The sequence below is a fragment of the Pareuzebyella sediminis genome (genome assembly GCF_008367235.1).
In the GTDB taxonomy this organism is placed as follows: Bacteria; Bacteroidota; Bacteroidia; order Flavobacteriales; family Flavobacteriaceae; genus Pareuzebyella; species Pareuzebyella sediminis.
Map to the genome: position 1 here is coordinate 654,882 of NZ_VTZS01000002.1, position 22,426 is coordinate 677,307.

Annotated in this window: 35 protein-coding genes and 1 pseudogene; 35 read left to right on the forward strand and 1 reads right to left on the reverse strand. The window is 41.2% G+C overall.

Annotation, left to right across the window (positions count from 1 at the left end):
- The first annotated feature begins 3 nt into the window (after positions 1 to 3).
- From rpsJ to ctlX, 35 genes and pseudogenes are all read left to right on the forward strand, one after another.
- The gene (rpsJ, locus tag F2B13_RS09380; protein ID WP_007094989.1) at positions 4 to 309 is read left to right on the forward strand and encodes a 30S ribosomal protein S10; all 306 of its coding nucleotides are present in this window, start codon (positions 4 to 6) and stop codon (positions 307 to 309) included.
- Between the two features lie 220 nt (positions 310 to 529).
- Positions 530 to 1,153, forward strand: a complete 624-nt coding sequence (gene rplC, locus F2B13_RS09385) for a 50S ribosomal protein L3 (RefSeq protein WP_149274827.1) — start codon at positions 530 to 532, stop codon at positions 1,151 to 1,153.
- Positions 1,153 to 1,785: a 50S ribosomal protein L4 gene (rplD, locus tag F2B13_RS09390; RefSeq protein ID WP_149274828.1), complete on the forward strand. Its 633-nt coding sequence runs from the start codon at positions 1,153 to 1,155 to the stop codon at positions 1,783 to 1,785. The genes rplC and rplD overlap by 1 nt, the downstream gene beginning before the upstream one ends.
- A gap of 3 nt (positions 1,786 to 1,788) precedes the next feature.
- Complete coding sequence (gene rplW / locus F2B13_RS09395; RefSeq protein ID WP_149274829.1) at positions 1,789 to 2,079, forward strand: 50S ribosomal protein L23; 291 nt, start codon at positions 1,789 to 1,791, stop codon at positions 2,077 to 2,079.
- Positions 2,080 to 2,088: 9 nt separating this feature from the next.
- Positions 2,089 to 2,913 carry a 50S ribosomal protein L2 gene (gene rplB / locus F2B13_RS09400; RefSeq protein WP_149274830.1) on the forward strand — a complete coding sequence of 275 codons (825 nt, stop codon included), beginning with the start codon at positions 2,089 to 2,091 and terminating at the stop codon, positions 2,911 to 2,913.
- Positions 2,914 to 2,926: 13 nt separating this feature from the next.
- Entirely contained in the window at positions 2,927 to 3,205 is a 279-nt protein-coding gene (gene rpsS / locus F2B13_RS09405; RefSeq protein WP_149274831.1) for a 30S ribosomal protein S19, read from the forward strand.
- A 3-nt stretch (positions 3,206 to 3,208) separates the two neighbouring features.
- A complete protein-coding gene (gene rplV, locus F2B13_RS09410; protein WP_149274832.1) occupies positions 3,209 to 3,616 on the forward strand; it encodes a 50S ribosomal protein L22 in 408 nt (135 codons plus the stop codon).
- 1 nt (position 3,617) lies between these two features.
- Positions 3,618 to 4,337, forward strand: coding sequence for a 30S ribosomal protein S3 (gene rpsC / locus F2B13_RS09415; RefSeq protein WP_149274833.1), 720 nt, complete (start codon positions 3,618 to 3,620; stop codon positions 4,335 to 4,337).
- A 19-nt stretch (positions 4,338 to 4,356) separates the two neighbouring features.
- Complete coding sequence (gene rplP / locus F2B13_RS09420) at positions 4,357 to 4,785, forward strand: 50S ribosomal protein L16 (RefSeq protein ID WP_149274834.1); 429 nt, start codon at positions 4,357 to 4,359, stop codon at positions 4,783 to 4,785.
- Positions 4,786 to 4,793: 8 nt separating this feature from the next.
- Entirely contained in the window at positions 4,794 to 4,985 is a 192-nt protein-coding gene (gene rpmC / locus F2B13_RS09425) for a 50S ribosomal protein L29 (protein WP_149274835.1), read from the forward strand.
- A gap of 13 nt (positions 4,986 to 4,998) precedes the next feature.
- Positions 4,999 to 5,259, forward strand: coding sequence for a 30S ribosomal protein S17 (gene rpsQ / locus F2B13_RS09430; RefSeq protein ID WP_149274836.1), 261 nt, complete (start codon positions 4,999 to 5,001; stop codon positions 5,257 to 5,259).
- A 2-nt stretch (positions 5,260 to 5,261) separates the two neighbouring features.
- Entirely contained in the window at positions 5,262 to 5,630 is a 369-nt protein-coding gene (gene rplN, locus F2B13_RS09435; protein ID WP_149274837.1) for a 50S ribosomal protein L14, read from the forward strand.
- A gap of 10 nt (positions 5,631 to 5,640) precedes the next feature.
- Entirely contained in the window at positions 5,641 to 5,955 is a 315-nt protein-coding gene (rplX, locus tag F2B13_RS09440) for a 50S ribosomal protein L24 (RefSeq protein WP_149274838.1), read from the forward strand.
- Between the two features lie 2 nt (positions 5,956 to 5,957).
- Positions 5,958 to 6,509 (forward strand): 50S ribosomal protein L5, encoded by a 552-nt coding sequence (rplE, locus tag F2B13_RS09445; RefSeq protein WP_149274839.1) that lies wholly within the window; start codon positions 5,958 to 5,960, stop codon positions 6,507 to 6,509.
- Position 6,510: 1 nt separating this feature from the next.
- Positions 6,511 to 6,780 (forward strand): 30S ribosomal protein S14, encoded by a 270-nt coding sequence (gene rpsN / locus F2B13_RS09450; RefSeq protein WP_121849999.1) that lies wholly within the window; start codon positions 6,511 to 6,513, stop codon positions 6,778 to 6,780.
- 31 nt (positions 6,781 to 6,811) lie between these two features.
- Positions 6,812 to 7,210: a 30S ribosomal protein S8 gene (gene rpsH / locus F2B13_RS09455; RefSeq protein WP_149274840.1), complete on the forward strand. Its 399-nt coding sequence runs from the start codon at positions 6,812 to 6,814 to the stop codon at positions 7,208 to 7,210.
- A 105-nt stretch (positions 7,211 to 7,315) separates the two neighbouring features.
- Entirely contained in the window at positions 7,316 to 7,858 is a 543-nt protein-coding gene (gene rplF, locus F2B13_RS09460; protein WP_149274841.1) for a 50S ribosomal protein L6, read from the forward strand.
- A 9-nt stretch (positions 7,859 to 7,867) separates the two neighbouring features.
- Positions 7,868 to 8,224: a 50S ribosomal protein L18 gene (gene rplR, locus F2B13_RS09465; RefSeq protein ID WP_149274842.1), complete on the forward strand. Its 357-nt coding sequence runs from the start codon at positions 7,868 to 7,870 to the stop codon at positions 8,222 to 8,224.
- Positions 8,225 to 8,232: 8 nt separating this feature from the next.
- Positions 8,233 to 8,757, forward strand: coding sequence for a 30S ribosomal protein S5 (rpsE, locus tag F2B13_RS09470; protein ID WP_149274843.1), 525 nt, complete (start codon positions 8,233 to 8,235; stop codon positions 8,755 to 8,757).
- A gap of 11 nt (positions 8,758 to 8,768) precedes the next feature.
- Entirely contained in the window at positions 8,769 to 8,951 is a 183-nt protein-coding gene (gene rpmD, locus F2B13_RS09475; RefSeq protein WP_149274844.1) for a 50S ribosomal protein L30, read from the forward strand.
- Positions 8,952 to 8,964: 13 nt separating this feature from the next.
- The gene (gene rplO, locus F2B13_RS09480) at positions 8,965 to 9,417 is read left to right on the forward strand and encodes a 50S ribosomal protein L15 (RefSeq protein ID WP_149274845.1); all 453 of its coding nucleotides are present in this window, start codon (positions 8,965 to 8,967) and stop codon (positions 9,415 to 9,417) included.
- A 13-nt stretch (positions 9,418 to 9,430) separates the two neighbouring features.
- A complete protein-coding gene (gene secY / locus F2B13_RS09485; RefSeq protein ID WP_149274846.1) occupies positions 9,431 to 10,774 on the forward strand; it encodes a preprotein translocase subunit SecY in 1,344 nt (447 codons plus the stop codon).
- A gap of 1 nt (position 10,775) precedes the next feature.
- A complete protein-coding gene (infA, locus tag F2B13_RS09490; protein WP_013305172.1) occupies positions 10,776 to 10,991 on the forward strand; it encodes a translation initiation factor IF-1 in 216 nt (71 codons plus the stop codon).
- A gap of 25 nt (positions 10,992 to 11,016) precedes the next feature.
- Positions 11,017 to 11,133, forward strand: coding sequence for a type B 50S ribosomal protein L36 (ykgO, locus tag F2B13_RS09495; RefSeq protein WP_013305171.1), 117 nt, complete (start codon positions 11,017 to 11,019; stop codon positions 11,131 to 11,133).
- Positions 11,134 to 11,135: 2 nt separating this feature from the next.
- On the forward strand, positions 11,136 to 11,510 hold the full coding sequence (gene rpsM / locus F2B13_RS09500; RefSeq protein ID WP_149274847.1) for a 30S ribosomal protein S13: 375 nt from the start codon (positions 11,136 to 11,138) through the stop codon (positions 11,508 to 11,510).
- A 9-nt stretch (positions 11,511 to 11,519) separates the two neighbouring features.
- The gene (gene rpsK, locus F2B13_RS09505; RefSeq protein ID WP_149274848.1) at positions 11,520 to 11,924 is read left to right on the forward strand and encodes a 30S ribosomal protein S11; all 405 of its coding nucleotides are present in this window, start codon (positions 11,520 to 11,522) and stop codon (positions 11,922 to 11,924) included.
- Positions 11,925 to 12,014: 90 nt separating this feature from the next.
- Positions 12,015 to 12,620 (forward strand): 30S ribosomal protein S4, encoded by a 606-nt coding sequence (gene rpsD / locus F2B13_RS09510; protein ID WP_149274849.1) that lies wholly within the window; start codon positions 12,015 to 12,017, stop codon positions 12,618 to 12,620.
- 18 nt (positions 12,621 to 12,638) lie between these two features.
- A complete protein-coding gene (locus F2B13_RS09515) occupies positions 12,639 to 13,631 on the forward strand; it encodes a DNA-directed RNA polymerase subunit alpha (protein WP_149304058.1) in 993 nt (330 codons plus the stop codon).
- A 61-nt stretch (positions 13,632 to 13,692) separates the two neighbouring features.
- Positions 13,693 to 14,137 (forward strand): annotated as a pseudogene (gene rplQ / locus F2B13_RS20620) (50S ribosomal protein L17); the annotation flags it as partial.
- Positions 14,138 to 14,554: 417 nt separating this feature from the next.
- On the forward strand, positions 14,555 to 15,676 hold the full coding sequence (carA, locus tag F2B13_RS09525) for a glutamine-hydrolyzing carbamoyl-phosphate synthase small subunit (protein ID WP_149274852.1): 1,122 nt from the start codon (positions 14,555 to 14,557) through the stop codon (positions 15,674 to 15,676).
- 116 nt (positions 15,677 to 15,792) lie between these two features.
- On the forward strand, positions 15,793 to 17,085 hold the full coding sequence (gene eno / locus F2B13_RS09530; protein ID WP_149274853.1) for a phosphopyruvate hydratase: 1,293 nt from the start codon (positions 15,793 to 15,795) through the stop codon (positions 17,083 to 17,085).
- Between the two features lie 122 nt (positions 17,086 to 17,207).
- Positions 17,208 to 18,743 (forward strand): glycogen synthase, encoded by a 1,536-nt coding sequence (locus F2B13_RS09535; protein WP_149274854.1) that lies wholly within the window; start codon positions 17,208 to 17,210, stop codon positions 18,741 to 18,743.
- A gap of 118 nt (positions 18,744 to 18,861) precedes the next feature.
- The gene (locus tag F2B13_RS09540) at positions 18,862 to 20,148 is read left to right on the forward strand and encodes a citrate synthase (RefSeq protein ID WP_149274855.1); all 1,287 of its coding nucleotides are present in this window, start codon (positions 18,862 to 18,864) and stop codon (positions 20,146 to 20,148) included.
- Between the two features lie 117 nt (positions 20,149 to 20,265).
- Positions 20,266 to 21,180: a dimethylarginine dimethylaminohydrolase family protein gene (locus F2B13_RS09545; protein WP_149304059.1), complete on the forward strand. Its 915-nt coding sequence runs from the start codon at positions 20,266 to 20,268 to the stop codon at positions 21,178 to 21,180.
- A 13-nt stretch (positions 21,181 to 21,193) separates the two neighbouring features.
- Positions 21,194 to 22,123: a citrulline utilization hydrolase CtlX gene (ctlX, locus tag F2B13_RS09550; protein WP_149304060.1), complete on the forward strand. Its 930-nt coding sequence runs from the start codon at positions 21,194 to 21,196 to the stop codon at positions 22,121 to 22,123.
- Positions 22,124 to 22,176: 53 nt separating this feature from the next.
- On the opposite strand, the gene F2B13_RS20390 is transcribed toward ctlX, so the two are convergent.
- The gene (locus tag F2B13_RS20390; RefSeq protein WP_198439729.1) at positions 22,177 to 22,329 is read right to left on the reverse strand and encodes a hypothetical protein; all 153 of its coding nucleotides are present in this window, start codon (positions 22,327 to 22,329) and stop codon (positions 22,177 to 22,179) included.
- Between the last annotated feature and the right edge of the window lie 97 nt (positions 22,330 to 22,426).

Here is a 22,426-nt window from a genome sequence, read left to right on the forward strand (position 1 = left end):
AAGATGAGTCAAAAAATCAGGATAAAGTTAAAATCTTACGATCACAATTTGGTAGACAAGTCCGCCGAGAAAATCGTAAAAACGGTAAAAACTACCGGCGCAGTGGTTACGGGACCAATTCCTTTGCCAACGCATAAGAAAATATTTACGGTATTGCGTTCACCCCACGTAAATAAAAAGTCTAGAGAGCAGTTTCAGTTAAGCTCATATAAGCGACTTTTAGATATATATAGCTCTTCATCGAAAACCATCGATGCGCTTATGAAGCTTGAGCTTCCGAGTGGGGTTGAGGTCGAGATTAAGGTCTGATATACCAAACATCGGTCAGTGTGGCCGAAAATGACATGTCCTAAGCTGCGGGCGAGGGAAAAACGGAGAAAAAATTTATTCGGGGTTGAATAATTTTTGACCCTATTTTTTTGTCAAATAGTTAAGAGTAATAAGTAAATTAATAACAACGGACTTTTGGGTTTTCATTTGAAAATCTAAATACCGGTTACAGCCGGAAAGTCCATAATTCAAAATCAGTATGTCTGGGTTAATAGGAAAAAAAGTGGGCATGACCAGCATTTTTGACGAGAACGGGAAGAATGTTCCGTGTACCGTCATCGAGGCCGGGCCATGTGTGGTTACCCAAGTCAGAACCGAGGAAGTTGATGGCTATAGAGCACTTCAGCTAGGTTTCGATGACAAGGCAGAAACACGTGCTAATAAGGCCGAGAGCGGTCACTTCAAAAAAGCAGGTACTACGCCTAAAAAGAAAGTCGTCGAATTTCAAGGTTTTCAGGGAGACTATAAATTGGGAGACACCTTAGGTGTCGACATTTTTGTTGAAGGAGAGTTCGTAGATGTCGTAGGTACATCGAAAGGAAAGGGCTTTCAAGGCGTTGTCAAAAGACATGGCTTTCGGGGAGTAGGTCAATCTACACATGGTCAACATAACAGACTACGTGCTCCGGGGTCGATCGGTGCGGGATCTGATCCTTCACGGGTTTTTAAAGGAATGAAGATGGCCGGAAGAATGGGAGGTGAGCGGGTAACCGTTCAGAACCTACGGGTTTTAAAGGTAGTGCCGGAAAAGAATCTTTTAGTGGTAAAGGGTGCCGTTCCTGGTCATAAAAATGGGTATGTAACTATTCAAAGATGGCAGTAATGAAGGTAGCAGTATTAGATATTAAAGGAAAGGAAACCGGTAGAAAAGCAGAGCTTTCTGACGACGTTTTCGGAATCGAGCCCAATGAACATGCCGTTTATTTGGATGTTAAGCAATATTTGGCTCATCAAAGACAAGGAACGCACAAATCGAAAGAGCGTGCCGAAATCGCAGGTAGTACAAGAAAAATCAAGAAACAAAAGGGAACGGGTACTGCACGTGCGGGTAGTATAAAGTCTCCTATATTTCGCGGTGGAGGTAGAATTTTTGGACCAAGGCCTAAAGATTATTCCCAAAAATTGAATAAAAATTTGAAGCGTTTGGCCCGTAAATCGGCGTTGAGCATCAAGTCAAAGGAAAATGCAATTTTGGTGGTAGAGGACTTCAGTTTTGACACACCAAAAACCAAGGAATTCAAGAATGTTTTATCATCACTTGGATTGGAAAACAAAAAATCCCTCATTGTCTTGGGCGATTCAAATAATAGCGTATATTTGTCTTCGCGAAATTTGAAGGGTTCCGAAGTTATAACATCCTCAGAAATAAGCACTTACAAAATATTGAATGCCAACAATGTCGTGTTGTTGGAAGGTGCTTTGGAAGGATTGGAATCAAACCTAAATAAATTGTAAGCCATGAACGTGTTGATAAAACCAATTATTACGGAAAAAATGACCGCTGACAGCGAGTTGTATAACCGATATGGTTTTTTGGTTGACCCTAGGGCAAACAAGATTCAAATCAAAGATGCGGTCGAAGCGGCTTATGGAGTATCGGTGAAAAAGGTTCGAACCATGAATTATGGTCCGTCGAGAAAAACGCGCTATACCAAAACAGGTGTACAGCACGGTAAGACGAATGCTTTGAAAAAGGCGATCATTGATGTGGTTGAAGGAGATGTCATCGATTTTTACAGTAATCTATAAAGACACGAAATGTCAGTTAGAAAATTAAAACCAGTAACTCCCGGACAGCGTTTTAGAGTGGTAAACGGATTTGATGCAATTACCGCTGATAAGCCGGAGAAGAGCTTGCTCGCTCCGTTAAAAAAGTCTGGAGGTAGAAACAGTCAAGGTAAAATGACCATGCGCCATAAGGGTGGAGGTCATAAAAGAAGATATCGTATTATCGATTTTAAAAGGGATAAGCAAGATGTTGCGGCTACCGTTAAGTCGATTGAATATGATCCAAATAGAACGGCTTTTATTGCTTTGTTGGAATATGCTGATGGCGAAAAGAGATATGTTATTGCTCAAAATGGATTGCAGGTAGGTCAGGAAGTATCTTCCGGGTCTAATGTGGCACCTGAGATAGGTAATGCGCTTCCTTTGAATGAAATCCCTTTGGGAACGATCATTTCTTGTATCGAATTGCGCCCTGGTCAAGGAGCGGTTATGGCAAGGAGTGCTGGAACTTTTGCACAGTTGATGGCCAAGGAGGGAAAGTTCGTTACCGTGAAAATGCCTTCTGGTGAAACGCGATTGATTTTATCGGGGTGTATGGCAACTGTAGGAGCGGTTTCTAATTCAGACCACCAATTATTAGTCTCTGGTAAAGCGGGACGAAGCAGATGGTTGGGAAGAAGGCCTAGAACAAGGCCGGTCGCAATGAACCCTGTTGATCACCCAATGGGTGGTGGTGAAGGTAGGGCTTCAGGAGGACATCCAAGGTCGAGAAATGGAATTCCTGCAAAAGGATACAGAACTCGGCTTCGTACCAAGAAGACAAACAAGTATATTTTAGAACGTAGAAAGAAATAAAAAGTAGAAAGCAATGGCACGTTCATTAAAAAAAGGACCTTACGTTCACTACAGTCTGGAAAAAAAGATTCAGCAAACAGTATCATCAGGTAAGAAGAGCGTCATCAAGACATGGTCTAGGGCATCGATGATTACCCCTGATTTTGTGGGTCTTACGATAGCAGTTCACAATGGTAGGCAGTTCGTACCGGTTTTCATTACGGAGAACATGGTAGGTCACAAATTGGGAGAATTTTCTCCGACACGATCTTTTAGGGGTCATGCCGGAGCCAAGAATAAAGGAAAAAAATAAGCTATGGGAGTTCGAAAAAGACAGATGGCCGAACGAATCAAGGCCGAAAAGAAGCAGATGGCTTTTGCGAAGTTGAACAACTGTCCGACTTCTCCACGAAAAATGCGATTAGTCGCCGATTTGGTTAGAGGTGTTGAGGTTGAAAAGGCTTTGGCTATACTTAGGTTCAATCCGAAGGAAGCTTCCCGTAAATTGGAAAAGTTATTGCTTTCGGCCCTTGCCAACTGGCAAGCCAAAAATGAAGAAGCGAACGTTGAAGAGGCTGGTTTGTTCGTAAAGGAGATAAAGGTGGATAGTGGAAGTATGTTGAAAAGGTTGCGGCCAGCGCCACAAGGTAGGGCACATAGAATAAGAAAGCGTTCGAACCATGTTACATTGGTTTTGGGGTCTAACAATAATATAGAAAGCTAGAATGGGACAGAAAACAAATCCGATAGGAAATCGTCTAGGAATCATCAGAGGATGGGAGTCTAATTGGTATGGTGGAGACGATTATGGTGATAAACTAGCTGAAGACGACAAGATTCGTAAATACATCCATGCGCGTTTGGCCAAGGCCAGCGTATCAAGGGTAATCATTGAACGTACACTTAAATTGATTACCGTTACCGTAACTACGGCAAGACCTGGAATTATTATTGGTAAGGGTGGTCAAGAGGTAGATAAGTTAAAAGAAGAGCTTAAAAAGATTACCAATAAGGAGGTGCAAATCAATATTTACGAGATTAAGCGCCCGGAGCTGGATGCCAATTTGGTGGCTGCGAGTATCGCAAGACAGATTGAAAGTAGAATTTCTTTTAGAAGGGCGATTAAAATGGCTATTGCCGCTGCAATGCGAATGAATGCGGAAGGAATAAAAGTACAGATTTCAGGACGTCTTAACGGGGCTGAAATGGCCCGTTCGGAGTCGTATAAAGAAGGACGCATTCCTTTGTCTACTTTTCGTGCCGATATTGATTATGCGCTACAGGAAGCACAAACTACCTATGGAAAACTGGGTATTAAAGTGTGGATCATGAAAGGTGAGGTTTATGGAAAACGTGATCTTTCACCACTTGTAGGTATGAAGAAGGGTACCGGAGGGAAAAACGATAAACGTGAAGGTGGAAGAAAACCACGTCGTAGAAAGTAATTTTATAAAGAGGTAAACCATGTTACAACCGAAGAGAACCAAGTTTCGAAAGATGCAGAAAGGCCGCATGAAAGGTAATGCGGGTAGAGGGTTTCAATTGTCTAACGGTATGTTCGGCATTAAAACTTTGGATTCGAAATTTATTACATCAAGGCAGATAGAGGCTGCACGTATTGCAGCAACACGCTACATGAAAAGGCAAGGACAGCTTTGGATTAAAATTTTTCCGGATAAGCCTATTACCAAAAAGCCTTTGGAAGTACGTATGGGTAAAGGTAAGGGTGCACCTGAATATTTTGTGGCAGTCGTAAAACCTGGTAGGGTATTATTTGAAGTGGCTGGTGTGCCTATGGACGTTGCCAAGGAGGCCTTACGACTTGCGGCCCAGAAGTTGCCGGTAAGAACTAAGTTTATCGTCGCCCGCGACTATGTTGAAGATATAATTTAAGGTGTACAATGAAAAATAAAGAAATCAAAGAATTGTCGGTCGAAGATCTTAAAGAAAAGATCGCTGAATATAAAAAGCAGCATGCAGACCTTAAAATGGCACATTTTGTTACACCGTTAGAGAATCCGCTTCAAATTAGAAAGGCAAGAAGAACGGTGGCTAGATTGGCAACGGAATTAACTAAAAGGGAAAACCAATAATTGGTTCTGCTTTATGGAAGATAAAAGAAATTTAAGAAAAGAAAGAGTAGGGGTAGTAACGAGCAACAAAATGGAAAAGTCCATTGTTGTAGCCGAGGTGAAGCGCGTAAAGCACCCTATGTACGGTAAGTTCGTTTTAAAAACGAAGAAGTATGTTGCTCACGACGAGAAGAACGATTGTAATGAAGGCGATACCGTGAAGATTATGGAGACCCGCCCCATGAGTAAAACTAAATGTTGGCGATTAGTAGAAATCTTAGAAAGAGCTAAATAATTATGTTACAGCAAGAATCAAGACTAAAAGTAGCGGACAATACTGGGGCAAAGGAGGTTTTGACCATTCGTGTTCTAGGAGGTACTAAGAGGAGATATGCTTCCATTGGTGACAAGATCGTCGTATCCGTAAAGGAGGCTACACCAAACGGTGGTATTAAAAAAGGTGCTGTTTCAACGGCCGTTGTCGTTCGTACCAAAAAAGAGGTTAGAAGACCTGATGGCTCATATATTCGTTTCGATGATAATGCCTGTGTGCTTTTGAACCCGACCGGTGAAATGAGGGGTACGCGTGTTTTCGGTCCAGTGGCACGAGAGCTTCGGGACAAACAGTTTATGAAAATCGTTTCATTGGCCCCCGAGGTCCTATAATAGGAAGAGTATGACAAAGTTGAAAATAAAGACAGGAGATACGGTACGGGTCATAGCAGGTGACCATAAGGGCACTGAAGGAAAAGTGGTACGTGTCGATAAAGAAAAGAACAAAGCTATTGTTGAGGGTGCCAATATGGTTTCAAAACATGAGAAGCCTAGCGCAAAGAATCCTCAAGGTGGCATCGTTAAAAAAGAAGCCCCTATACACATTTCAAACCTTTCGCTTATCGATTCAAAGTCTGGTGAGACTACAAGGGTTGGTTATGAAGTTAGGGATGGAAAAAAAGTAAGGGTTTCCAAAAAATCGAATGAAGTAATATAGGTATGGCTTACATCGCAAGGTTAAAGAACGAATATAAAGAGCGTGTAGTAAAAGCGCTTAAAGAGGAATTCGGTTACAAGAATGTAATGGAAGTTCCCAAGCTGAAGAAAATAGTTGTCAGCAGAGGCGTTGGTGCCGCTGTGGCTGATAAAAAGCTTATCGATCACGCTGTAGACGAACTTACCAATATTACCGGTCAAAAAGCGGTTGCTACTTTTTCCAAAAAAGACGTCGCTGCTTTTAAGTTGCGTAAAGGTATGCCGATAGGTGCGAAGGTTACTCTAAGAGGTGAACGAATGTATGAATTTTTGGATCGTTTAATTACAACGGCTTTGCCAAGGGTTCGCGATTTTCAAGGAATCCGTAGCACAGGTTTTGACGGGCGTGGAAATTATAGTCTTGGCGTTACAGAGCAAATCATTTTTCCAGAGATCAATATTGATAAAATCAATAGGATTAACGGTATGGATATTACCTTTGTTACTTCCGCAGCGACCGATAAAGAGGCAAAGTCTTTACTAACAGAATTGGGGTTACCCTTTAAAAAGAATTAATATGGCTAAAGAATCAATGAAGGCCCGAGAGCGAAAAAGGGCAAAGACGGTAGCAAAGTACGCCGAGAAACGCAAGGCCTTGAAAGAGGCTGGTGATTACGAGGCACTTCAGAAACTCCCACGTAATGCTTCACCGGTAAGAATGCACAACCGTTGCAAATTAACTGGTAGACCAAAAGGATATATGAGAACTTTTGGTATCTCAAGGGTAATGTTCAGGGAAATGGCCAACCAAGGATTGATTCCTGGGGTTAAAAAAGCGAGTTGGTAATAATTGATTACTAGATATTTATTTAAATAAGATGGTTACAGATACTATAGCAGATTATTTAACAAGGGTAAGAAACGCCAGTCGTGCAGGTCACAGGGTAGTTGATATTCCTGCTTCCAAAGTGAAGAAAGAAATAACAAAGATATTGTTCGATCAAGGATATATCTTAAGTTACAAGTTCGAAGAAGATGAGGTTCAGGGTAATATCAAGATTGCCTTGAAATATGACAAGGCTACAAAAGAGCCCGTCATAAAGAAAATACAACGCATTAGTAAGCCGGGTCTACGTAAGTATGCGGGTTCAGACGATTTGCCTAGGGTGTTGAATGGTTTGGGTATTGCCATCGTTTCGACCTCTCACGGGGTAATGACGAGCAAACAGGCTAAGAATGAGAATGTAGGGGGCGAAGTTCTTTGCTACGTTTATTAATAATATTAGAATACTGAGTTATAGGTAAGGTTTACAGCCTATGGTCAAGATTCATGGTAAATGAATAATGACTTACGTTGTACTTAACTATCAAATACTAAAAAAATGTCAAGAATAGGTAACAATCCGGTAGCGATCCCTGAGGGGGTGACTGTTGAAGTAAAGGATAACCAAATTGTCGTAAAAGGGAAATTGGGAGAGCTTACGCAAGAGTTCTCTGCTGTAGTGGTAAAAATAGAAGACAACAACGTTTGGGTAACAAGACCTTCTGATTCAAAGGAGCACAAAGCGAAACATGGGCTTTACCGTTCATTGGTGAAGAATATGATCGAGGGGGTTTCAAAGGGATGGACGAAGGAGTTGGAATTGGTCGGTGTAGGTTACCGTGCCAGTAATCAAGGACAAAAACTAGATCTAGCCCTTGGTTTTTCGCACAATATCGTAATCGATTTGGCGCCTGAGGTAAAAGTCGAGACAGCCTCTGAAAAAGGTAAAAATCCTATTATTAAATTAACGTCCCACGATAAGCAGTTGGTGGGGCAGATTGCTGCTAAAATACGATCCTTCCGCAAGCCGGAGCCTTATAAAGGTAAAGGTATCAAGTTTGTTGGTGAGCAATTGAGAAGAAAAGCAGGTAAATCAGCTTAATAGTATATCATGGCATTATCAAAAACCGAAAGAAAACAAAGAATACGGAGAAGAATCAGAAAAGTATCTTCTGGCACTGCCGAAAGGCCTAGATTGTCTGTATTTAGAAGCAATAACGACATTTATACTCAAGTCATTAATGATGTGGAAGGAGTTACTTTAGTGGCCGTTTCATCAAGAGACAAAGAGTTCGAGAAAGCAGAGGGCACGAAGACAGAAATCGCCAACTTAGTTGGTAAGGCTGTGGCCGAAAAATGTAAAAAGGCCGGTATAGAAACAGTAGCGTTCGATAGAGGAGGTAACCTATACCATGGCAGAGTGAAATCATTGGCCGAAGGTGCCCGAGAAGCAGGACTTAAATTTTAAATAATACTATGTACCAGAAATACAAGAACGTAGAGACCGTTAAACCCGGTGGACTGGAATTGAAAGACAGGTTGGTCGGTATCCAGCGAGTTACCAAAGTGACAAAAGGAGGTAGGGCTTTTGGCTTTTCTGCCATTGTTGTCGTGGGTGACGAAAATGGAGTTGTAGGAAGTGGTCTTGGAAAATCGAAAGAAGTGGCTACGGCAATAGCAAAGGCCGTCGAAGATGCCAAGAAAAACTTGATTCGCATTCCATTGAACAAGGGTACTTTACCCCATGAACAAAAGGGTAAATATGGTGGCGCAAGAGTTTATCTGCAGCCTGCCTCGCATGGTACCGGGGTAATTGCAGGTGGTGCCGTCAGAGCGGTTTTAGAGTCCGTGGGTGTGCAGGATGTACTTTCGAAATCACAAGGTTCATCAAACCCCCACAATGTTGTTAAAGCCACTTTTGATGCGCTTCTACAACTTAGGGATGCCAGTACTGTTGCTAGTCAAAGGGGAGTATCCTTGGAAAAAGTATTTAAGGGATAATCAAAGAAATTATGGCGAAGAAAATACAGGTCAAACAACTTAGAAGCAGTATCAAGAGACCACAGAACCAAAAAAGAACCTTGGTAGCATTGGGTCTAAAGAAAATCGGCCAGGTCGTTGAACATGATGCGACCCCCAATATTCTTGGTATGATAGATAAAGTTAAACATTTAGTGTCCGTACAGGAGGCTTAAATAGCATAGAATAATGAACTTAAATAATCTAAAACCGGCAGAAGGTTCAACGAACAGGACGGGGAAAAGAGTAGGAAGAGGACAAGGTTCCGGCAAGGGTGGTACGGCTACGAGAGGTCACAAGGGTGCCAAGTCGAGATCCGGCTATTCAAAGAAAATCGGTTTCGAAGGGGGGCAAATGCCATTGCAACGCCGTGTGCCTAAATTCGGTTTTACCAATATCAACCGTGTTGAATACAAGGGGGTAAATCTCGATAAACTTCAAGAATTGGTCGATAGTAAAAAGGTCAAGGATACAGTGAGCCATGAAGATTTGGTGGAGAACGGTTTGGCAAAGAAAAAAGATTTAGTTAAAATATTGGGTGGCGGAGAATTAAAGGCCCCCTTAAAAGTTTCCGTGCATAAATTTACGGCAAGTGCCAAGGCGGCAATAGAAGCTGCAGGTGGTGAAGCAATAAATTTATAAGTACATCCGGACCATGAAGAAATTTTTTGAAACCATATCAAATATCTGGAAGATTGAAGAACTAAGAAAGCGCATTTTGCTTACGCTAAGCCTTCTATTGGTGTACCGTTTTGGTTGCCAAATTGTTCTTCCTGGTATAGACTCTTCGCAGTTGGCGGCATTGGCCTCTGGTACTGATACGGGTATTTTCGGTCTTTTGAACGCCTTCACAGGAGGAGCCTTTGCGAATGCTTCTATTTTTGCTTTGGGAATTATGCCTTATATCTCCGCATCTATTGTGGTGCAATTGATGAGTATAGCTATTCCCTATCTTCAGAAATTGGATAAGGAGGGTGAAAGTGGTCGAAAAACAAAAAATCAGATTACGCGATGGTTGACCATCGGTATATGCGTGGTTCAAGCTCCTGCTTATCTCTATGGACTGGAGGCATTTGGGGTTCAAGACAGTGCGTTTTTGTTGGGTAAGGGACTTAATTTTATGGTTCCGGCTGTCATCATATTAGTTACAGGATGTGTTTTTGCCATGTGGTTGGGCGAAAAAATTACCGATAAAGGAATAGGGAATGGTATTTCGCTATTGATCATGATTGGTATTATAGCTACCATGCCACAGTCTTTTGTTCAAGAATTTGTTTCAAGAACAGTTAATAACAATGGTGGTTTAATGTTCATCCTTATTGAAGTCATCCTATGGTTTTTGGTAATTCTTGCCAGTGTCCTCTTAGTAATGGCTACTCGTCAAATTCCAGTACAGTATGCTAGAAGAACGGCTTCTGGAGGGTATGAAAAGAACATTATGGGATCTCGACAGTATATTCCTTTAAAACTGAATGCATCAGGGGTTATGCCGATAATCTTCGCGCAAGCTATTATGTTCGCACCAAGTTTGATCGGTAAAACATTTAATAACACTGCCATAGGTCAATGGATGGAAGTTCAGTTTCAAGATATTTTTGGCTTGGCCTACAACATATTGTTCGGAGTACTTATTATCATATTTACGTATTTCTATACGGCTATAACGGTACCGACCAATAAGATGGCGGATGATTTGAAACGCAGTGGAGGGTTTATTCCTGGAGTGCGCCCTGGGAAGGAAACAGGTGATTTTTTAGACAAAATTATGTCGCTCATTACCCTACCTGGTTCTATATTCTTGGCATTGTTGGCGGTATTGCCTGCTATTGTGGTGAAATTGTTAGATATTCAAGCGGGATGGGCTTTGTTTTATGGTGGAACGTCTCTTTTGATTATGGTCGGCGTGGCCATTGATACCGTACAGCAGGTGAACGCCTATCTATTGAACAGACACTATGATGGATTAATGAAATCTGGAAAAAATAGAAAAGTAGCATAATATGGCTAAACAAGCAGCAATAGAACAAGATGGATCTATAATCGAAGCACTTTCGAATGCAATGTTTCGTGTGGAATTGGAAAATGGCCATGTGGTAACGGCACATATTTCTGGAAAAATGCGTATGCATTACATCAAATTGCTCCCTGGCGATAAGGTCAAATTGGAAATGAGTCCGTATGATCTTACTAAAGCCAGGATCACATATAGATATTAGTAAATTAAGATAGAAAGATAACACGATGAAAGTAAGAGCATCAGTTAAGAAAAGAAGCGCGGACTGCAAGATTGTACGCAGAAAGGGCAGATTGTACGTAATCAATAAAAAGAATCCTAGATTTAAACAAAGACAAGGATAGTTATGGCAAGAATTGCAGGTATTGATATACCAAAACAGAAAAGGGGCGTCATCGCCTTGACCTACATATTTGGTATCGGTAAAAGTAGGGCCAAGGAAATTTTAGAAAGAGCCGAAGTGAATGAAGATACTAAAGTATCCGATTGGAACGATGACGAGATTGGCCGTATTCGAGAGGCGGTTTCTTCTTATACTATCGAGGGGGAATTGCGTTCGGAAACACAATTGAACATCAAGCGCCTAATGGATATTGGTTGCTACCGTGGAATTCGTCATAGATCTGGTCTTCCGCTCAGGGGACAACGTACAAAGAACAATTCTAGGACTAGAAAAGGAAAGCGTAAAACAGTAGCCAACAAGAAAAAAGCTACTAAATAATAAATAGGTATGGCAAAGACAAATACAAAGTCGAGTGCGAAGACCGCTAAAAAGCGTAAGGTAATTGTTGACTCTGTGGGTGAGGCCCACATTGCAGCGTCCTTTAATAATATCATTATATCACTTACCAACAAAAAGGGTGATGTTATTTCATGGTCTTCTGCTGGTAAAATGGGTTTTAGGGGGTCTAAAAAGAATACACCCTATGCAGCTCAGGTGGCGGCCGAGGAATGTGCAAAGATCGCACATGAGGCTGGACTTCGAAAGGTAAAGGTCTACGTTAAGGGGCCGGGCAACGGTCGTGAATCAGCCATTCGTGCCGTACACAATTCAGGAATAGAAGTGACCGAAATTATCGATGTTACGCCAATGCCGCACAACGGTTGCAGACCCCCTAAAAGAAGAAGAGTTTAATTAATCACTATATTATTTCACACAGAGGTGTAGTTAACGATTATCGAAGGATAAGCCTTAATTCATAATCACACTTCTAAACTAAAGAAAATGGCAAGATATACAGGACCAAAAAGTAAAATCGCCCGTAAGTTCGGAGAGGCGATATTCGGGGATGATAAATCGTTCGAGAAAAAGAATTATCCACCGGGACAACATGGCAATACAAGACGTCGGGGTAAAAAGTCTGAATATGCAATTCAGCTTATGGAAAAGCAGAAGGCTAAATATACCTACGGTATTTTAGAAAAGCAATTTAGAAATATTTTTGCCAATGCGAAGCGCAAAGAAGGAGTAACCGGTGAGGTATTACTTCAGCTTTGTGAGTCAAGATTGGATAATGTGGTGTACCGTATGGGGATTTCCCCGTCGAGAAGAGGCGCTAGACAATTGGTTTCCCATAGACATATTACCGTAAATGGTGAGTTGGTCAATATACCTTCTTATTCACTTAAAGCTGGAGACGTCGTAGGTGTTCGGGAAAAATCAAAGTCTTTACAGATCATACAAGATTCGCTTGCCGCAACCAGCAGTGTTTATGAATGGATTACATGGAACTCGGACAAAAAAGAGGGTACTTTCGTATCCGTTCCCGAGAGAATCCAGATTCCTGAGAATATCAAAGAACAATTAATCGTCGAGCTTTACTCTAAATAATTAAGAACACTAATTCCTATGGCATTATTTAATTTTCAGAAACCCGATAAAGTAATAATGATCGATTCCTCGGATTTCGAAGGGAAGTTTGAATTCCGACCTTTGGAACCTGGTTATGGATTGACTGTCGGGAACGCATTACGAAGGGTATTGCTTTCATCTTTGGAAGGCCATGCAATAACTTCCGTCAGAATTGACGGTGTTGAACACGAGTTTTCGGTTATTTCAGGTGTAGTAGAAGATGTTACCGAAATTATATTGAATCTAAAGCAGGTTCGATTCAAAAAACAAATTGATGATTCCGAGGCAGAAGTGGTTTCCATTTCAGTGAGCGGAAAAAATCAACTTACGGCCGGTGACTTTCAGAAATTCATTTCCGGTTATCAAGTGTTGAATCCAGATTTGGTCATCTGTAATATGGATGCCAATGTAAGTATCAACATGGAAATCGTAATCGACAAAGGACGCGGATACGTTCCGGCCGAGGAAAATAAGAAGTCTAACGCGGCTTTGGGTACTATTGCGGTCGATTCTATATTTACACCTATAAAGAATGTAAAGTATAGCATTGAAAATTTCCGAGTAGAGCAAAAGACCGATTACGAAAAATTGGTATTCGAAATAGTTACTGATGGGTCTATTCATCCCAAAGATGCTTTGACCGAAGGCGCTAAGGTTTTGATACATCACTTCATGCTGTTTTCAGATGAACGTATTACATTGGAAGCTGATGAGATCGCACAAACCGAGACGTATGATGAAGAGTCATTGCACATGCGCCAGCTTCTAAAAACCAAATTGGTAGATATGGATCTTTCGGTAAGGGCCTTGAATTGCTTGAAGGCAGCTGAAGTAGATACTTTGGGAGATTTGGTCTCTTTTAATAAGAACGATTTGATGAAGTTTAGAAACTTCGGAAAAAAATCGTTGACCGAACTTGAAGAATTGGTCATCAATAAAGGACTAAGCTTTGGCATGGACCTTTCAAAATACAAATTAGATAAAGATTAACTGTTATTTCTTACAGGAAAGGGATAATCCCTCAGTTGGAGAAATACATTAGAATAAAGAAATGAGACACGGTAAGAAAGTCAATCATTTAGGTAGAAAGACGGCTCACAGAAAGGCAATGTTGGCCAACATGGCTTGTTCGTTGATAGAACACAAGAGAATCAATACCACAGTAGCCAAAGCCAAGGCATTGAAACAGTTCGTTGAGCCCTTGATTACAAAATCGAAGCCTGAGAACAACGTAACGGCAGAAAAGGGAACGCATAATAGACGTATCGCTTTTAAGAATCTTCGTGACAAATATGCAGTCAATGAGTTGTTCAGCGTAGTGGCCGAAAAGGTAGCCGATAGACCAGGAGGATATACCAGGATTATCAAATTGGGTAATCGTTTGGGCGATAATGCCGACATGGCTATGATCGAGCTTGTAGATTTTAATGAACTATACAACGCAGGTAAATCTAAAAAGAAATCTACCCGAAGAAGTAGAAGGAGCAAGGGCAATAAAGAAAATGTTGCCGAGGAGGTAAAAGATACAAAAGCTGAAGAAGTGGCCTCAGAAAGCATTGAGAACCAAGTAGATACGGCTGCTGAGACTGAGACCCAAACTGAGCCTGAAGTAGAAAGTACCCCAAAGCCGGAAGCTGAAGCAGCGACGGAAACTAAGGTCGAAGAAACCGAAACCCCGGAGGTAAAGAATACAACGGAGGACTCTGAAAAAGCAGATGAGGAAAGCACCGATGACAAAAAGGAGTAACGTGTTGATATTTAATAATATTAGGAAAAGGATAAACTTCATGGTTTATCCTTTTTTTATGTTTATTTGTGAAGTACGTCCTTTAATTTTGCATTAGTAATATCGGTGTAAATTAATTATGATAAAAGCAGTTGAGAGATAATCACTAAATCACTATATAAAATCTATGAAATATCAATCGAAAAGAAAGGCATTAGTGTTATTGGCAGATGGTACAATCTTTTATGGAAAATCAGTAGGAAGTAAAGAAGGAACCGCTTTCGGTGAGGTTTGCTTTAATACCGGTATGACAGGATATCAGGAAATTTTTACCGATCCTTCTTATTTTGGGCAGTTAATGGTAACCACCAATGCGCATATCGGAAATTATGGTACCAATGGCGATGAAGTTGAGTCTGAATCGATCAAAATTGCAGGGCTGATCTGTAAGAATTTCAGCTACGAGTATTCAAGATCTTTAGCGGATAAAAGCTTGGAGGCATTTCTCAATGAAAATAATCTTTTTGCCATTTCCGACGTAGATACAAGGGCTTTGGTTAGCTACATTAGGGATAATGGTGCTATGAATGCGGTGATTTCGACAGAGGTTGAGAATATTGAAGATCTTAAGAAACGTTTGGCCGAGGTGCCCAGTATGGAAGGTCTTGAGCTCGCCTCAAAAGTATCGACAAAGATGCCTTATTTTTATGGTGATGAAAGTGCCTCTTTTAAAATTGCAGCGCTCGATATTGGAATCAAAAAGAATATTCTTAGAAATTTGGCCAAGAGGGATGCCTATATCAAGGTATTTCCTTATGATACCTCCTTTGAAGAAATGCAATCTTGGAATCCGAATGCCTATTTTATATCGAATGGTCCTGGAGACCCCGAGCCACTTTCAGATGCCATTGCCGCGGCTAAAGAAATGATTGCAAGCGGGAAACCTGTATTCGGCATTTGTTTGGGGCATCAAATTATCGCCCTGGCCAATGGTGTATCCACGTATAAGATGTACAATGGGCACAGGGGTATCAATCATCCTATTTTGAATCTGTTAACAGGAAAGGGCGAGATTACATCTCAAAATCATGGTTTTGCCGTAAATAGGGAAGAGACCGAAAGTAATCCTGATTTGGAAATCACCCATGTTCATCTAAACGATAAAACGGTGGCGGGAATTCGTATGAAGGAGAAAGATGTGTTTTCCGTACAGTATCATCCTGAGGCAAGCCCCGGGCCCCATGATGCCGATTATCTCTTTGATCAGTTCTTTGATTTAATAATGAAAGATAGGGTAGAGGCCGTTTAAGGTAGGTTATGGGTGTTAATTTTCATTATCTGCCAATTGTCAACGGCTTTCATAACGGGTTTTATATATTTGTAAACAGTTAAATCAATCGTTTTTTTCCAACTAAAAATATCTAAATGAGTATTATACTAAGCGTACATGCAAGACAAATATTAGATTCAAGAGGTAATCCGACCGTTGAAGTCGATGTGATTACCGAGAATGGAGTAATGGGCAGGGCCGCTGTTCCTTCCGGGGCATCGACTGGAGAGCACGAAGCCGTAGAGCTGCGCGATGGGGGAAAGTCCTTCATGGGCAAAGGTGTTGCCAAGGCCGTTGAGAATGTCAATACCTTGATTTCGGAGGAAGTGCTCGGTATGTCCGTATTTGAACAGAACCTTATCGATCAGGTAATGATTGATTTAGACGGTACGCCAAATAAATCAAAACTTGGTGCAAATGCTATTCTTGGGGTCTCTTTAGCCGTGGCCAAAGCTGCTGCTAATGAATTGGGGATGCCGCTGTACAGATATGTAGGAGGTGTAAGTGCCAATACACTTCCCGTACCTATGATGAATATTATCAACGGTGGGTCGCATTCAGATGCCCCTATTGCCTTTCAAGAGTTCATGGTTATGCCGGTAAAGGCCAAAAATTTTACTCAGGCCATGCAAATGGGCACTGAAATTTTTCACAACTTGAAAAAAGTACTCCACGACAGAGGGTTAAGTACTGCGGTCGGTGACGAAGGTGGTTTTGCACCTAATTTAGCAGGAGGTACCGAAGATGCTTTGGATACGATAGGCAAAGCAGTCGATAAGGCTGGCTATAAGTTAGGGGAAGATATTATGATTGCCTTAGACTGCGCTTCTGCCGAGTTCTATGTCGATGGCAAATACGACTATACTAAATTTGAAGGAGACAGTGGTGTAGTGAGAACCTCGGAGGAACAAGCACAATATTTGGCAGAACTGGCAGGAAAATATCCGATTATCTCTATCGAAGATGGTATGGATGAGAACGACTGGGACGGTTGGAAAGCCCTAACCGAGAAAATCGGTGACAAAGTACAGCTGGTAGGTGACGACCTTTTTGTGACCAATGTCGAACGTTTGTCCAAGGGAATCGAAAACGGAATTGCAAATTCTATTTTGATCAAGGTGAATCAAATCGGAACACTCACAGAGACCATAGCGGCCGTTAATATGGCCAAAAATGCAGGCTATACTTCTGTGATGAGCCACCGCTCCGGAGAAACTGAAGACAACACCATTGCCGATTTGGCTGTGGCACTGAATACAGGACAAATAAAAACAGGCTCCGCTTCAAGATCTGATCGTATGGCAAAGTATAACCAGTTACTTCGTATCGAGGAGGAATTAGGGGATACGGCGTATTATCCTCAAGAAAAAGCGTTTAAGCTTAAATAGATATTATCATTTTATCAGTAAAAGGTCTTTCTTTTCGAAACTTTCGGATAAGAAAGACTTTTTTTTTGGTGCCATCGTAAAGTTTACTTACCTTTTTCATCAAACAGAAACTAACGCTACGCATGAATAATTTTCTTTTTGTTGCAGCCGAAAACGATGCTATTCCTGCCTGCAAAGCCGGCGGTATGGGTGATGTGGTTCGTGATGTTCCACGAGAAATCGCCAAGCGCGGGGATCGAGTGCACGTGGTAGTGCCGTCTTATGGCAGGTTGCATCAGAATGGTACATTGAAGTCGTATCTTAACTTTCCGATGAGGGGTACCACGTACTCCGCTGAAATTTATGAAGTGCCTCCAAAAAAGCAAATCGAAAATATTACGCACTATGTAATCCATCATCCGGAAATTATGGAAGGGGGTATCGCCCATATTTATCATGACGACCCTACCGAACCGTTCTTCAATGATTTCATTAAATTTATTATTTTTTGTACTGCGGTCGCAGAAGCAATCAAAAGCGATGTTTTTGATCAGTTAGATGTCGTTCATATGCATGATTGGCATTCAAGTGCCGTACTTTTCTTAAAGAACTACCATCCTGAGTATAGCGATTTGAAGAAGATACGGTACGTCTACAGTATTCATAATCTGGCTATTCAGGGCATTAGACCATTTTATGATAATTATGCGTCGGTGCATAACTGGTTTCCAGAAATCGAGTTGAAGCATGATGAGCTGATGGATCCAAGATATCAAGATTGTATTAATCTGATGGCTGTGGGGATACGTCTTTCCGATGCCGTGCATACGGTTTCTCCCTCCTACAAAGAAGATGTGATGTTACCGAGTAGAAGACCCGAATTCGTGGGTGGTGAAGGTCTGGAGTTGGACTTGCAAAAGGCCAATAATGAAGGAAGGTTGTATGGTATTTTAAATGCATCGAACTATAATAATATAAGGGAGGCCGAGACTGGCTTTTTATATCGAAATACGGTTAAGGCCCTTTTCGGATGGCTTCAAGATGAATCTAAAAAGTATAAGGCAGATTTCTTGGCGCATACCGGGGAGAAAATCATGAAGTATGTTATCGAGCGCCCTAAATTTATTGTTTCAAGTGTGGCGCGATTGACGGAACAAAAATTTTATTTTTTCAAAAGGTCACCAGAGGCACTTGAAGCTATGCTAGAAAGGCTCCATAAAATAGATGGCATTTTTATGCTTTTAGGTACCGGTGATCCTGATTATGAAGAGTTTTTTCGCAGTGTGAGCTACAAATACCAGAATTTTATTTTTACCAATGGGCAGTCGGAAGACCTGATCGATTCTATCTATCTAGAGTCTAATCTCTATTGTATGCCCAGTCTTTTCGAACCCTGTGGTATCAGTCAGATGTTGGCCATGCGTAATGGAAATCCTTGTTTTGTACATCATACCGGGGGCCTTAAGGATACGGTCATACCAATGAAAACTGGTTTTGCCTTTGAAGGTAGTACCTATGAGGAACAGATTGAAAATATGATTAAAAAATTCGATGAGGCTCTTACCGTTTGGGAAACCGACCAGCCTACTTGGAAAAAAATCAAGGCGAACGCAAAAAAGGTACGCTTTACCTGGGAAAAATCGCTTGATGAATACTATGAAAAACTCTATTTGCTATAGTTTTCAATGGCTCTTTGAACAAACCTGTTAATAATTGTCTAAAGCGATTCCCTTAATTGTTAACGTGGTCCATTTTTCTTAATTTTAGCGTTCACTTAAACCTAAGCAATACTAAAAAATGTCAGACAAAGCTACCTTAGAATATAACGGTCAGAAATATGAATTTCCAGTAATAGAGGGTTCTGAAAATGAATTGGCCATCGATATTAAAACTTTGCGCTCTTCGACGGGTGGAATGATTACCATAGACCCGGGATATAAGAATACAGGATCTTGTGAAAGTGCTATTACTTTTTTAGATGGGGAGAAAGGTATTTTAAGGTATCGAGGGTATTCCATAGAAGAACTGGCTGAAAAAGCGGATTTTTTGGAAGTGGCTTACCTTCTCATTTTTGGTGAGCTACCGAATAAAGAACAGCTTGAAAAATTTCACAAAGACATTAAAGACGAGTCGCATATTGATGAGGAGATGAAAAAGATTTTGGATGGCTTTCCGAAGTCTGCCCATCCTATGGGAGTTTTATCTTCTTTGACCAGTGCATTGATTGCTTTTAACCCCTCGACAGTTGATGTTTCTTCGGAAAAAGATATGTACCACGCCATCGTACGCATATTGGCCAAATTTCCCGTTTTGGTCGCGTGGACATTAAGAAAGAAAAAAGGCCTTCCTCTTGATTATGGCGATGATAGTTTGGGGTATGTAGAGAACATACACAAGATGATGTTCAAAAAGCCGAATCAGAATTATCAAACAAACGAAGTTGTAATTGAGGCTCTTGATAAGTTATTGATACTTCATGCCGATCATGAACAGAATTGCTCAACTTCTACGGTGCGTATCGTAGGGTCTTCGCACGCAGGTTTGTTTGCCTCGCTTTCAGCAGGGATTTCCGCATTATGGGGACCATTGCATGGTGGCGCGAATCAAGCGGTATTGGAAATGCTTGAGGCTATTGAGAAAGATGGAGGCGATACGAAGAAATATATGGCCAAAGCTAAAGATAAGAGTGATCCTTTTAGACTGATGGGTTTTGGTCATAGGGTGTATAAGAATTTTGATCCTAGGGCAAAAATTATTAAAAAAGCCGCTGATGACGTTTTAGGTAGTCTGGGTATCGAAGATCCGATTTTGGATATCGCCAAGGGCTTGGAAAAAGAAGCTCTGGAAGACCAATATTTTGTAGATAGAAAATTATACCCCAACGTTGACTTTTACTCAGGCATTATATATCGGGCGCTGGGTATACCGACCGAAATGTTTACAGTAATGTTCGCTCTAGGTAGATTGCCGGGATGGATTGCACAATGGCGTGAAATGCGTTTGCGGGGTGAGCCCATAGGACGTCCTAGGCAAGTTTACATCGGAGAGACATTGAGACCTTTTGTGGAAGTAGGATCGCGATAGCTGTACCACATACAAAGTATTTCGAAAGGCCCGTTTGAAACTTCAAATGGGCCTTTCGTTTAAATGGTATATGTTGCTAAAAGGGCATAACCTATCTTTGTGCAAAAATGGATATACATGTTTAACCTTCATATAGTCGACGAAATCGCTCCGCTCAAGTCTGTAGTTTTGGGTACGGCCAAAAGTAGCGGGCCTGTGCCAAGCCCTGAGGAAGCCTATGACCCCAAATCGCTCGAACATATACTAGCCGGTACTTATCCTGCCGAAGAGGATATGATTTTGGAAATGGAAGCCTTTGCCGAGGTTTTTAGAAAATATGGGGTAGAGGTCTATAGACCTGAGATTATTGAAAATTGTAATCAGATTTTTTCAAGGGATATCGCCTTTGTTATAGATAACAAAATGATTAAGGCTAATATACTGCCTGATCGAGAAGAAGAATTCGAAGCTATATTACATGTTCTTGAGGCGATTGAACCTGAAAATATTCTTTATCCTCCAGAGGAGGTACATGTGGAAGGGGGAGATGTAATGCCTTGGAATGACTATGTTTTTGTAGGAACCTATACAGGTGATGACTATCCCGATTATATTACGGCAAGAACCAATCGAGAGGGTGTTGAATATATCAAAGATATGTTTCCTCACAAAAAGGTAAAATCATTTGAGCTGAGAAAATCGATACGTAATCCTAAGGAGAATGCGTTACATCTTGACTGTTGTTTTCAGCCTATCGGCAAGGGGAAGGCCCTCATTCACAAAAACGGATTTCTCATAGACGAAGAGTATCAATGGCTGGTCGATTTTTTTGGAAGGGAAAATATTTTTGAGATCACCCCAGATGAGATGTACAGGATGTTCAGTAACGTTTTCTCTATTTCGCCGGAGGTCGTAGTCACTGAACGGAATTTTACCCGTTTGAACGAATGGTTACAAAGCCAAGGTTTTACCGTCGAGCAAGTACCCTACTCCGAAGTTTCAAAACAAGGAGGATTATTGCGCTGCAGCACCTTGCCTTTAGTAAGGAAATAGTAAATAGAGAACTATGCAAAGTACCAATAGCATTTTGATGATTCGACCGGTCAGCTTTCGCATGAACGAACAGACCGCCGTCAATAATTATTTCCAAGAAGATATCGATCTAAAAAACGCTACGATCAATCTAAGGGCACAGGAAGAATTCGATGCGATGGTAAGCCTTTTACGAGAGAACGGGGTAACAGTCATCGTGGTCGACGATACCTTGCAACCTGATACCCCTGATGCTATTTTCCCCAATAATTGGATATCTTTCCATGAAGACGGTACGGTAGGCCTATATCCAATGTTCGCCGAGAATCGCAGAAAGGAAAGACGGGATGATATTTTCGATATTCTCGAACAAAAAGGATTTCGAATTGATACTGTAGTAGATTATACTTCAGCAGAGGTAGAAGGCATTTTTTTGGAGGCCACGGGAAGTATAGTATTTGACCGTATCGACAGAAAGGCATATTGCGCCCTTTCCGATAGGGCCCATGAAGACCTATTTATTGAATTTTGTGAGGATTTCGAATACTTTCCTGTGATTTTCACGGCTAACCAGTCAGTAGGCGGTAAGCGAATGCCCATTTATCATACTAACGTGATGATGTGTGTGGCCGATGATTTTTCGATAATTTGTCTTGATGCTATCGATGATAAAAAAGAGCGTAGGAATGTCATCGATCACTTGAAAAAAAGCGGAAAGGAAATACTGTCGATTTCTGAAGCTCAAATGCACCATTTTGCGGGTAATATGCTTCAGGTATTGGGCTTCGGCGACAAAAAATACATGGTTATGAGCTCGGCGGCATATCAAAGCCTAACCAAACAACAAGTCGAGCACATACAGTCCTATTGCGGGATTATACATAGCTCGCTAAAAACCATCGAAACATGCGGAGGGGGCAGTGCCAGATGTATGATGGCGGAAATATTTCTACCAAAGGCCTAGTTTCTCAATATATTCAGATGTACAATTGCGTGGTTTGATCTGTCAAAGCTTATTTAGTGGATAGCTTCTATGGATATTTCTTTTCCCAATGTAGAATCGGCCCATTCGTTCTGATCGGCAGAATGAGTATGTGTTACTTGATATTGGATCAAAGCGGCGATTACGAATCCTGTAAAATACAAAAGGCTCTTAACTTTTTTATTCATGGTATATCTGATTTGATGCTGAAGCTAAAGTAGGGCATTAGTCTTTCAAAAATCCCATGATGTTGTCAATAATGCCCTTTTGGTGGTCAAAGGCTTT

Excerpts from the sequence above, each read along its gene's own strand:
- rplB (WP_149274830.1), top strand. The coding sequence starts at position 2,089 with ATGTCAGTTAGAAAATTAAAACCAGTAACTCCCGGACAGCGTTTTAGA.
- rplN (WP_149274837.1), top strand. The coding sequence starts at position 5,262 with ATGTTACAGCAAGAATCAAGACTAAAAGTAGCGGACAATACTGGGGCA.
- rplF (WP_149274841.1), top strand. The coding sequence starts at position 7,316 with ATGTCAAGAATAGGTAACAATCCGGTAGCGATCCCTGAGGGGGTGACT.
- rpsM (WP_149274847.1), top strand. The coding sequence starts at position 11,136 with ATGGCAAGAATTGCAGGTATTGATATACCAAAACAGAAAAGGGGCGTC.
- rplO (WP_149274845.1), top strand. The coding sequence starts at position 8,965 with ATGAACTTAAATAATCTAAAACCGGCAGAAGGTTCAACGAACAGGACG.
- F2B13_RS20390 (WP_198439729.1), bottom strand. The coding sequence starts at position 22,329 with ATGAATAAAAAAGTTAAGAGCCTTTTGTATTTTACAGGATTCGTAATC.
- F2B13_RS09540 (WP_149274855.1), top strand. The coding sequence starts at position 18,862 with ATGTCAGACAAAGCTACCTTAGAATATAACGGTCAGAAATATGAATTT.
- rpsH (WP_149274840.1), top strand. The coding sequence starts at position 6,812 with ATGGTTACAGATACTATAGCAGATTATTTAACAAGGGTAAGAAACGCC.
- rpsN (WP_121849999.1), top strand. The coding sequence starts at position 6,511 with ATGGCTAAAGAATCAATGAAGGCCCGAGAGCGAAAAAGGGCAAAGACG.
- rplW (WP_149274829.1), top strand. The coding sequence starts at position 1,789 with ATGAACGTGTTGATAAAACCAATTATTACGGAAAAAATGACCGCTGAC.
- F2B13_RS09535 (WP_149274854.1), top strand. The coding sequence starts at position 17,208 with ATGAATAATTTTCTTTTTGTTGCAGCCGAAAACGATGCTATTCCTGCC.
- rplV (WP_149274832.1), top strand. The coding sequence starts at position 3,209 with ATGGGAGTTCGAAAAAGACAGATGGCCGAACGAATCAAGGCCGAAAAG.
- rplC (WP_149274827.1), top strand. The coding sequence starts at position 530 with ATGTCTGGGTTAATAGGAAAAAAAGTGGGCATGACCAGCATTTTTGAC.
- rpmD (WP_149274844.1), top strand. The coding sequence starts at position 8,769 with ATGGCGAAGAAAATACAGGTCAAACAACTTAGAAGCAGTATCAAGAGA.
- ctlX (WP_149304060.1), top strand. The coding sequence starts at position 21,194 with ATGCAAAGTACCAATAGCATTTTGATGATTCGACCGGTCAGCTTTCGC.
- secY (WP_149274846.1), top strand. The coding sequence starts at position 9,431 with ATGAAGAAATTTTTTGAAACCATATCAAATATCTGGAAGATTGAAGAA.
- F2B13_RS09515 (WP_149304058.1), top strand. The coding sequence starts at position 12,639 with ATGGCATTATTTAATTTTCAGAAACCCGATAAAGTAATAATGATCGAT.
- rplD (WP_149274828.1), top strand. The coding sequence starts at position 1,153 with ATGAAGGTAGCAGTATTAGATATTAAAGGAAAGGAAACCGGTAGAAAA.
- eno (WP_149274853.1), top strand. The coding sequence starts at position 15,793 with ATGAGTATTATACTAAGCGTACATGCAAGACAAATATTAGATTCAAGA.
- ykgO (WP_013305171.1), top strand. The coding sequence starts at position 11,017 with ATGAAAGTAAGAGCATCAGTTAAGAAAAGAAGCGCGGACTGCAAGATT.
- infA (WP_013305172.1), top strand. The coding sequence starts at position 10,776 with ATGGCTAAACAAGCAGCAATAGAACAAGATGGATCTATAATCGAAGCA.
- rplR (WP_149274842.1), top strand. The coding sequence starts at position 7,868 with ATGGCATTATCAAAAACCGAAAGAAAACAAAGAATACGGAGAAGAATC.
- rplX (WP_149274838.1), top strand. The coding sequence starts at position 5,641 with ATGACAAAGTTGAAAATAAAGACAGGAGATACGGTACGGGTCATAGCA.
- rpsS (WP_149274831.1), top strand. The coding sequence starts at position 2,927 with ATGGCACGTTCATTAAAAAAAGGACCTTACGTTCACTACAGTCTGGAA.
- rpsK (WP_149274848.1), top strand. The coding sequence starts at position 11,520 with ATGGCAAAGACAAATACAAAGTCGAGTGCGAAGACCGCTAAAAAGCGT.
- rpsJ (WP_007094989.1), top strand. The coding sequence starts at position 4 with ATGAGTCAAAAAATCAGGATAAAGTTAAAATCTTACGATCACAATTTG.
- rpsC (WP_149274833.1), top strand. The coding sequence starts at position 3,618 with ATGGGACAGAAAACAAATCCGATAGGAAATCGTCTAGGAATCATCAGA.
- rpsE (WP_149274843.1), top strand. The coding sequence starts at position 8,233 with ATGTACCAGAAATACAAGAACGTAGAGACCGTTAAACCCGGTGGACTG.
- rplE (WP_149274839.1), top strand. The coding sequence starts at position 5,958 with ATGGCTTACATCGCAAGGTTAAAGAACGAATATAAAGAGCGTGTAGTA.
- rpsQ (WP_149274836.1), top strand. The coding sequence starts at position 4,999 with ATGGAAGATAAAAGAAATTTAAGAAAAGAAAGAGTAGGGGTAGTAACG.
- rpsD (WP_149274849.1), top strand. The coding sequence starts at position 12,015 with ATGGCAAGATATACAGGACCAAAAAGTAAAATCGCCCGTAAGTTCGGA.
- rplP (WP_149274834.1), top strand. The coding sequence starts at position 4,357 with ATGTTACAACCGAAGAGAACCAAGTTTCGAAAGATGCAGAAAGGCCGC.
- carA (WP_149274852.1), top strand. The coding sequence starts at position 14,555 with ATGAAATATCAATCGAAAAGAAAGGCATTAGTGTTATTGGCAGATGGT.
- F2B13_RS09545 (WP_149304059.1), top strand. The coding sequence starts at position 20,266 with ATGTTTAACCTTCATATAGTCGACGAAATCGCTCCGCTCAAGTCTGTA.
- rpmC (WP_149274835.1), top strand. The coding sequence starts at position 4,794 with ATGAAAAATAAAGAAATCAAAGAATTGTCGGTCGAAGATCTTAAAGAA.